Origin of the sequence: Brevibacillus sp. 7WMA2 (genome assembly GCF_010748895.1) — a bacterium.
Classification (GTDB): domain Bacteria; phylum Bacillota; class Bacilli; order Brevibacillales; family Brevibacillaceae; genus Brevibacillus_B; species Brevibacillus_B halotolerans.
Genome location: NZ_CP048799.1, coordinates 922,231 through 933,075, shown reverse-complemented (window position 1 = coordinate 933,075; position 10,845 = coordinate 922,231). Strand labels below are relative to the sequence as shown.

The window sequence follows — 10,845 nt, the reverse complement described above, 5'->3', positions numbered from 1 at the left end:
AAAAGCCCCCATCTTTGATTTTATGCCTTCAAACATTGTTCAAACTGCTCAACCAGACATTCACCGAAGCTTGTTAAGGTCGAATGTTCTAAAAATAGGGTAGCAGTTATCTCCAGATGATACCGTTGATTGATTCTTTCCATTAATTCATCTAGCTTTATTGAATCAAATCCATACTCGCTAAGCTCTGTATCCGGATCAATGTCTTCTGCTGTGACATTGAGTACCTGAGCGGCAAGGCACACCAAAGTGTTCATTACTGTTTCCGTAGTGGACTGTATCTTGAAATTGCCTTCTTCTGTCGGAAAATAAGATAAACGATCTTGCATAGGAATCGAAGGCATTACAATCCGATTTCTTATGTTTTCACTCTCTAGCTTGATTTTGTACTGCTCTGGATATAACTGAATCGATCCTTCCAGCCTCAGATCGTTCAAAGCTTTACTATTTCTAACCTTCAGCAGGGCAACCTGATTTAGACTTCCAGCAAGCAATGCCTCTAAAGCCTCCATCGCTTCTGCCGGCTCTATGGAGCCTATGCCCGCTTGCTCCATCCGTTTCTGGTAAGAATCTGAAGCTACAATTCCAACGCTTCCCCAGTACCCCCAGTTCATAACCTTCACCTGGCAGGTCCACTCTCTAGCTAGCTGATGTGCAAATGCATCCTTAAAGGTGCATCCAGCCACGTAATTACTTTGCCCTGAGGATTTCAAAAAGGAATTCATCGAAGAGAAAAACAGAACAAAATCGAGTGGCTCTGCCCCAAAGACCTGTGCCATTCGTACACTCACGTCAACCTTTGCTGATAATCCTGCATGAAAACGCTCCTCGTCCATTCTCTCAAGACTTTGATCCAGTAATACGATCGCGGAATGAATGATCCCATGAATCTGGGTGAACCGTTCTTTTATCTCCTTATATGCTCGTTCCAAAGCGTACCGATCCTTAGCGTCTGCCGCGATGTAGTACGGCTCAGGTCCCAGACTAGCTAATCTATCTATTTTCTCCTGAAGCGCTGCATCCTTTTCCCTGCGTCCAATCCAAATGATTTGCGCCTGATAGGTTCGGATCATGTATTCACTCCAAACCTCTCCGATACCGCCTGTACCGCCAATCACTACATAAATACCACCATGTCGGTATTTCGTTTCCTCCCGTTTCGTATAATGTACAGGAATTAGCTGTTGGCGATACCATTCCTCGTTGCGATATACCCAAGCATTCCCCTCCGCATCCACAGGCAGGGTAAGCATATCCGCAAGCGGCCAATCACTGCACCTTTCCATATCCAGCAGACGGATGTGCCAGTTCGGATACTCCTTTGCCATCGAACCGATTAATCCATGCAGACTCGCATGGGTTGGATTGATAGAATCGTGGGAATGAATCGGCTGAACCTGCTCCGTAATCACACTCCAGCTCAGCCTCTTGGTGCCATAACCGAGTTGCAGCAGAGCTTTGATCGTTTTAAAGGCGTGCAGTACACCTGCATTCTGCTCCTCGATCAAATCATCGTCCTGTAGGGAATCCAATGAAACATTGGGTGCAATCCACACTACATGGTTAATGGGTTCATACAACTTTAATGTTTCTGCGATTTGCTCGATGCTATCTTCAATTGGAAACGCTACAATTTGTGCCTTTGGATCGTACTGTTGAAGCTGTTTGTGATTTTCCTGCGTTCCTCCCACCACGACAACCTGATCTGGTTCTGTCGCAGAAAAGCCGCCTTGTCCTCTCTCCAACTCAACAGCATCCCATACTGGAACCAGTGTGGTAAGGCCGATATACGGCTCTTCTCTGATCTCAGAAGAAGCCTCTTCTTCCTCCTGATGACCGGACAAGAACTCACCCTCCAGCACTCTGGAAGAGAAGCCCTGCATTCGGACACAAACCATCCCTTGTTCATCGCATAGATCAATATCCAGTTTTTGCACCTTATCTCCCGCTTGACCTCTATTGCTATATCGCACAAACGCCCACATCTCAGGCGTGCAAGGCTTTAGTATTTCAAGCTCCTGCAATGTAAATGGATTAGAAGATACGAAAGACGGTTTAACGTTCTTCTCTAACGCTTGATCAGGATAACTCTGCACAATTGTAGCAGTTTGCAGAATGGAATCCATCAAGCTAGGATGCAGGATAAAAGGACTTGATTTATCAAAAACGGAAGCAGGACAAGACAGTTTCATCAAAGCTTGTCTAATTCCTAGATAGACTGTCTCTATCCACTTTTGCTCTGCCTCACTAGTTTCGGCACTGCTTTGTGTTACGCTCTCGTTGCATTGAGCTTTTATTACTGGAATATCCAGTGTTTGTATTTCTTCTATCACTGGATTCCATACGGCTTTACCTTCACCGTATATGATTCGTTCCGTGCTAGCTTTTGATGGTTTCTGATAAATTTTATAAACAATCTCGCCATTTTCTTTTGGGGAGAGGCTAATATGTGTCCCGACTCTCCCTTCGTCTATCACAATCGGCCGCTTCCACTCAACATCTGTAAGGCGTAGTGTAGATTGCTCATAAGGTACATCCCCTACAGATTCCTCTATAGCGGCTCTAATCATTTCGAAACAAGCTACTCCGGTTAACACTCTTTGCCCTGTGCTTGCATCCTTTACTAAAAATGCTTCTTTCCCAGTAAAAGTAGAACAAAAGCTCTGTTCGACAAAATTAGATGTGTTTTGATGTAAAAGCGGATGCAGGTAAGTGTTCATGGTAGATACTTGCATTATTCCATCCGTTTGTTTACCCACTGCTTCAGGTATCCAGTATCGCTTTCTTTCAAAAGGATAAGTAGGTAAACTGATGCGACGTGGTCTAGTACCGCTATAGAGCTTATCCCAATCAACAACAAGGCCCTTAACCCATAAATCCAACAGCTTGTCATATTTTCGTTTATCCATCCAAGCATGAACGGCCTGTTGTAAATCGTCATCTGCGGCAAAAATAGCGATAGCATCCTTATTGCGCTTTACTTGTCCGTTGTACAAACCCTCTATATTCTCTTGTCCCATTAAAAAAGCTGTCAGTTTTTCTTCAAGCTCTTGGATCGTACTCACAATAACAGCGAGCCTATCCTCCATCGCCTCTCGACCCACCTGGAGCGTATACGCGATAGTAGACAGCTCTTTGTCGTGGAACGAATGAGTTCCTATTTCAGCCAACAATCGTTGCACTTGAAGCCGTAGCCGTTCTTCGTTTTTTGCCGAAAGTACGATGATAGCTGGCCCTTGTTGCATGACAGACGGAAACGCATGCTGATGATCCTCTGGTGTGTACTCCTCTATAATGACATGGGCATTCGAACCGCCCGCTCCAAAAGAGGATATACCAGCAATCCGTGGATATTCTTTGTCCTCCCCATTTACTTCAATAACGGGACGCTTCCATTCAGATATCTCCTGCTGAACAATAAAGGGCGTAAGAGTAAAATCAATATTTGGGTTTAATGCGTTAGAATGCAAGGAAGGAACTAGCATCCCGTATTTAAGCTGTAAAAGCACTTTCGTTACGGCTGCAATCCCAGCGGCACTTTCACAATGGCCAATGTTTGATTTCGCTGAGCCAATCGCGCAGAATTGATTGTCCTTGGTATACTTTCTGAAGGCTTTGGCTAAACCTGCGATTTCAATTGGGTCTCCTAGAGAAGTTCCAGTTCCATGTGCTTCTATATAGCTGACAGCTCTACCAGAAATACCGGACTGTTCAAATGCTTTTGCAATCACACTCGCCTGAGCATTTGGATTCGGAACATAGTATCCATTGGTTTTTCCCCCATGATTTATCGCCGTTCCTTTGATAACACCATAAATCTGGTCCCCATCTGCAATCGCCTTCCCGAGCGGCTTAAGCAGGACTGCACCTACTCCTTCTCCCGGCACATAACCATCGCCACCCTGTCCAAAGCTTTCGCATCTTCCCTTGCTAGAAACAAAATTTCCTTGTCCAAGCAACAAATATTTATTAGGATGAATCGAAATATTAACTCCACCTGCAACAGCCGCTTCGCATTCTCCACGCTGTAAGCTCTGACAAGCGAGATGAATCGTTGTTAATGAGGAGGAGCACATGGTATCGATGGCTATACTAGGTCCATTAAAATTGCAGAAGTAGGATACCCGATTGGCGATCGAGGCAGGATTACCACCAAGTGCAATCGGATTTCCTCGCAGGGTTTCCTCAACGCCATACATCTGATATTCCTCGTACATCACTCCGACAAAAACGCCTACGTTCCCCCGCATACCAGTGTCATCGTTTTTGCCGATATTGTGTCTGGTATAGCCAGCGTCTTCAAGGGTTTCATAGACACATTCTAAAAATAGTCTTTCTTGCGGGTCCATTAATTCGGCATCCCTTGGTGAAATATTGAAAAAAAGCGGGTCAAACTGATCCACGCCTTCGATAAAGCCCCCCCATTTGCTATTTGTCTTTCCGGGAGTCATTTTATCTTTTTCATAGTACAGGTTAAAATCCCAGCGATCTTGAGGAATCTCAGTGATGCAATCCACTCCGTCTCTTAGATGTTCCCAAAATTCCTGTACGTTTTTTGCACCCGGATAACGTCCCGAAACCCCGATAATCGCGATATCCAATAAACCTACGTCGCTTTTTCTCTCGATATTATCCTCGTCTTCGCTACGATGCATATGTTTGAACTGAGGTCTAATGCGGTGTAATTGTTGACGTGGTACATTCCCTTTTGCAGGCTTTGACTCCACTGTAGAATTCTTACCAGCTTCTACAATGTCTCCTTCTGAAGCTTTACCCGTCCTGATTCCTAACAGCTCCAAACATGGCTGTTCATAATTCTCGATAAAATATGCTGCTAGCTCCTTGATATTTTGAAATTCAAAAAATAAGGTTTTTGGTAAAGAACCAAACGTTTTTTCTAATTGCGCAGTCAAATCCATAACCATGATCGAGTCGATCCCGTATATCTCCATGGGGGCATTTTCTTCAATACGATTGACTGGTAGCTTAATAACAGAAGAAAGCAGTTTTTTGACCAGCAATATCACTTTGTCATGAAGCTGATCTTTTGCAGGTGACAGTACAGGAGTCTTATGCTGTTTAAAGGAGGGCTCCTCCGTAAAGGAACGAACAGGCAAGGAGGGGGCCTCGACAAATACCTTTTGAAGCTGTTCAAGGTATCCATCCATAAACATGATTTGTGACTCGCCCACAGCAATTCCTTGGTAGAAGGCACTAATGCCAGTCGAGGTGCTCATCGGAAGCATACCAATGCTGTTCATCAACTGTTTTTCTGCTTCATTACCAGCACGCATCCCACCCTCCTGCCAGAGAGGCCAGTTGATCGACACAGTATGACCCTGCCGCTGTTTCGCCATGACCAGTTCATTACGATACCTGGCATAAGCATCCATAAAAGCATTCGCTGTAGAGTAATCTGCCTGCCCAGCATTTCCCAAGTATCCTACTATGGAAGAAAACAGGACAAAAATGTCCAGATTGATATGCTTGGTCGCTTCATCTAAATGAACTAAGCCTGACACCTTAGGAGCTAGGACCTCACCCAATTCCTGTTTATTTTTTTTCAGGATGAAATTATCGTTAATGATGCCAGCACTGTGAATAATCCCATCTAGCCGACCAAAGCTTTTTTGAATCCTTTGAATCAGGCTCTCAACCTCTTCAATTTTCGTAATATCCACCTGCTGATACTTGACATAGGAACCGCTCTCCTGAATCTCCTTTAAATGAAGCGCTTTATCTAAAGATAGAGGCGATCGTCCAGCTAATATGATTGTTGCTCTTTTCTGGCTGGAGGCAATTTCTTCGGCAAAAATCAATCCCAGACCGCCTGCCCCTCCCGTGATGAGGTAGACACCGTTTTCTTTCCACGGAAGCTTCTCTAGGCTGTAGGTAGGCTCTGCTCTCCTCACGCCTGCTACCAAACGTTTTTCGTCCTGATAGCGTATATGATCAGATTGGGGACTATGTTGATTCTCTTTTAATTTGTGAAGAATTTGAACTGCGTCCTGCTCCCCACTTTCGATTACTTGTCCAATGACGTTAGGATTTTCGAGTTGAGCCGTTTTTAATAGTCCAATAAGCCCGGCGAAAAGTCTTTGCTCGGGATTTGACGGAACTACGATTTGGATCAGTACTTTTCCTTTTGGTTTATCAATAAGCACCCTTTGAATCTCTTCAAAAACCTGCTGTGCATATGCCTGAAAACGTAAATGGACATCCTGCTGTTCAGCATACAATGTGATGAATTCAATATTTGTATGCATAGCCAGTAGCTCACTGGAAAGCGCTGATGTCGGTTCACAAAGGAAAACCATGTGCCTTCCATACTCAGGAGCCAAAACGTTCGATTTAATCGCTTCTTCTTTCCATTCAGGTAGTAGCATTAGGGTTCCTTGTGTACAAGCTGTTTCCAAAACGGCATCTGCTTCCAACACCCTTGAGGAATATCCTTTCATCCGTATACAAACGGTTCCCTGCTCATCGCATAAATCAATATCTAGCTTTGGTAGCTTGTCTTTCGGATGACTTCCTTCACTGTATCTAATGTGTGCCCACATTCTAGGAACACATTCCCCTACTATTTCTAGCTCCTCCAATGCAAATGGCAAAGGTGGCTTATTTGATACGTTTTTTTCTTCAGCATTCGTGCCATCGATATGTAGCAATACAAGTGTTGCAGCTTGCAGTGCAGCATCCATCAGGCTGGGGTGCAAAACGAATTGTTTTTTCGTAATAGAGACGGATTCAGGAAGCAATAGCTCTGCCAATGCTCTGCCTTCTCCCACGTATATCTTCTGTACTCCCCGATGCCCAGAACCATAGGCAATGCCCATATTCTTAAATGTCTCATAGCATTGGGCTGAGGTCAGCAAGCCTTGAGTGCATTGCAACCTTACTTCTTGAATATCGAGCGATCTTCTTTGATTTATCTGCTCAAATACTGCTTGGCCTGTGCTATGGAATATGGGATTGCTGTGCATCTCATCAGGTTCGCTAGATATCTCAAAGGTAACCTCACCTGTTTCCTCAGGATAAAGTCCGATATGAATCTGAACGGGTTCCTTGTCAACTGGAATAGGCTTGGTCCATACAATATTTTTTAGCTTCATCCCTGTCATAGCATATTCCTTGTCTTCTACAGCGGCTTCCATGGCGGCTCTAGCCATTTCAAGATAAGCTACCCCTGGCAACAGCCGTTGTCCCTTCACCACGTGATCGGCTAAGAAAAACTCCCTACCGGTAAATGTTGATTGAAAGCGCTGTAGAGATAAGGTTGAAGTGTTTCGATGAACGAGCGGATGTAAGACCTCTGCTTTGAGTAAAGCTGTTTCACGGGTAAGAGGAGACTTGGCTTTCGATGAAGACACCCAGTATCTCTCTTTGGCAAAGGGATAGGTAGGCAACGATATTCTCGAATATCCTCCTCCGGTAAACAGCCGTTCGAATTCCAATGTGTAGCCTTGTACGTACAATTCGGCAACAACGGATAAATGCTCCAAATAAACGCTCGGCTGATCGGTTTGTACACATTGCCCAATACATTCATCACCGTAGCCCTTAAGAGACAGTTGCTCCCGATTCTCCTTTTCTCCAAGCTCCGATTGATAGATTCGCGGTGACTTGCCCTTTTCCAACCACTTTCGTAGCAATTTTATCAGCTCGTCCAGCGTTTCCGCGACAAAAGCCAAGCGATGATGAAATTGCTTTCTTCCTAACAGAAGCGTGTAGCTCATATTCCCCAAATCCACCTCAGGTTTATGCTGAGCATGATGAAGCAATTGCTCTACCTGTTGACGAAGCTGATCTGCTGAGCGAGCCGATACCGCAATGAGATAACCCGGTCTCTTCTCATAATCTCTCATTACCTGCGGCGGCTCCTCGATAACCATGTGTGCATTTGTTCCACTAAATCCAAAAGAGCTGACCACAGCCCGTCGTTTGTGACTCGACTCCACATTCCACGCAGATAATGCCGTATTTACATAAAACGGACTCTCTTCAAACCGGATATTGGAGTTACCTGTTTGATAATGCAAAGATGGGGGTATCTGTTTATGTTGTAATGAAAGCAGAATCTTAATGACTCCAGCCACTCCTGCGGCGGCTGTTGTATGTCCAATATTCGTTTTTATGGAACCAACCGCGCAGTATTGCTTTTTATCCGTATATCGGCGAAATGCTCTGGTTAAAGCTTGAAACTCTATAGGGTCACCAAGCTTCGTTCCTGTTCCATGGGCTTCCACCATCTGTATCTGCTCTGGATGAATATGAAAACGATCGTATACCTGACATTCCAGACGTTCTTGGGAATTCGCGCTGGGAGCTGTAATCCCATTTGTCGTGCCATCTTGATTTAGTCCCGATCCCGAAATGATGCCATAGATGTGATCCCCATCAGCAATAGCGTCCTCAAGGCGTTTTAGGACAACTACCCCAACTCCTTCTCCTGGCACAAATCCATCAGCCCGCTCGTCAAAGGTATAACATCGGCCCGTAGGAGATAGCATTCCTGCTCGATTTGCATTTTGATAAAATAACGGCGTTGATTGTACAAAAACACCTCCTGCTAAAGCCATCTCAGTCTCGTGCGACCATAAGCTTTGGCAAGCTAAATGAATAGCTGTCAGCGAACTGGAGCAAGCTGTGTCTACCGTAACAGCAGGTCCCTGTAAATTTAAATAATAGGCAATTCGTGCTGGAATAACCGAAGCTGCGTTTCCCCAAAACGATTGAGCCGGCAATTCCTCGTCAAATAGCAATGAATAATCGCTTCCACAGCAACCAACATATATTCCGCACTTCCGACTGGAAATAGCCTCACCAGCATAACCGGCATCCTCTAAAGCCTTCCAGGATTCCTCTAGGAAGAGTCGTTGCTGTGGGTCCATGTAGGTAGCTTCTAATCCTGATATATTAAAAAACATCGGATCAAATTGATCGATGTCATCTAAGAAACTGCCATATTTGCACACATTCTGTTTTTCCCATGAAGCATCAGTAGAGATATCCCACCGGCTAATTTCCCCAATCAGGTCGTCACCACGCGAAATATGCTCCCATAGCTCGTGTAAGGTGTTAGATTGAGCAAACCTACCACTCATTCCGATAATTGCAATACGATCCTTCTCATTCGTACTACTGGTATGTTCTGACTCCTGATGGCTTCTGAACTTCGCTTCTCTGTGTGCAGGTTTCATCCGATACGACATCTGATTAGATGCAGCAGGAACTTCATCCTGAATAAGTGTGGGAACAGGCTCATGGAGCTGAGCTTTATAGCTACCGGTTGACGTTGACGTACGTACCTGTGCTACCAGTGTGTTTGCAAGTTGCTCTTTGAAAGTAGACAAAATATACGCTGTCAATTGATTCACACAGCTATAGTCAAACAGGCTCGTCGTATCTAGCTCCACCGCTAAAGAGTCATTAATGAGCCTTACCAAATGAACACCCAAGATGGAATCTACTCCGTAATCTGCAAAGGATTCCTCATCATCGATTAAGCTACTATCCACTTTTAAGGCTACAGATAATTGTTCTTTAATCGTTTCTTTCACATGATCCTTGACAGTTTGTTCTGTAATATCTTCTGCTGACTTTTTTCTTCCAGCTATAGATACCTGACCTTTATTTTGTTGCTTCGGGTGTAACGATTTCGCTAAGTCTGTGGATGGACGTGTATCCTTTTTGCCCGGTTTATCGGAATGTAACGGAGCTTCGATCTGCTGCTGACGAACAACTCCATCGCTTTCAGCAACAATGATCTGCTGACCCCAAGCATGATACACATCTGCCGGGAAGAAAATAGAGTGAAAGCCTTCATTTTTCAATACCTTTTTCCAGATGTCGGGGTAGATTCCAGGGCAGCCAGGAATTCGCACCTCTGGATCTTCGTACCGCCACCATCCTTCCAGCAATCCAAAGGTCAAGTGCGTAAACAAAGAACTGTCACTTAACTCGTTAAGTAAGAGTAAGCCATTTTTTTTCAGAACAGCCTTAGCATTTCGTAAAGTGTGCCGGATTTGTTTCGTAGCATGCAATACATTCGTTGCAATAATTAGTTCATATTCACCAGCAGGAACATCTTGATTAGCAATTGGTTTCTCCAAGTCAAATATCTGATACGTTAGATATGGATTATCTGGACCATATTCTTTTTCTGCATGTATGAGAAAAGCTCTTGATAAATCTGTGTAGCAATATTCTTCTATGTTAGCTTGATACGGCTTCAGCTTTTTAAACACCATCGCGCTGGTTCCGCCTGTACCTGCTCCGATCTCAAGAATTCGGATTTTCGCAAACTCATCCTGCTTCAACCGTTCTTGAACGTACGCAACCACAATATCGGCAAGCACTTCATTAAAATGATCAGCTACCAGATTATTTTTATAAATGCCTTCCACTAGCTCCATAGAGGAATTTGGAAACATAATATCAGTGGCAGGAATCCTTCCTCGTAAAATGTCTGGTAATGCCCGCAAGGTGGTTTCCACGAGGACGACTTGAGCCCTGATATTAGAATCGAGAAGCCAATTTTCTTTCTTCTGATCCCATGCTGTCCATAAATGCTTAGTATCTACAAGCTTGCAATCAGCTACCGTGATCGAGTCACCATTGGCCTCTAGGTATCCGTTCTTTGCGAACGCTGCTATGCTTTCCTCAAACCATCTGTTATATAGATCACGCAATCCCATTTTTGCCTTGAGAGCAGCTATTGTCGAACGTTTTTCTGTAAACAATCCCATAGATTGAAGCTGACCCCAAAGCAACCTGTACAGAAGCTCGTCGCACCACCTCATTTGCAGGCTTCCTCCTCTGAATCCCTCCATTTGCAGGCCATCC

Annotated in this window: 1 protein-coding gene; it reads right to left on the bottom strand. The window is 44.4% G+C overall.

From position 1 onward, the window contains the following. Positions 1-20: 20 nt before the first annotated feature. On the bottom strand, positions 21-10,832 hold the full coding sequence (locus GOP56_RS03925) for an SDR family NAD(P)-dependent oxidoreductase (protein ID WP_163244571.1): 10,812 nt from the start codon (positions 10,830-10,832) through the stop codon (positions 21-23). Between the last annotated feature and the right edge of the window lie 13 nt (positions 10,833-10,845).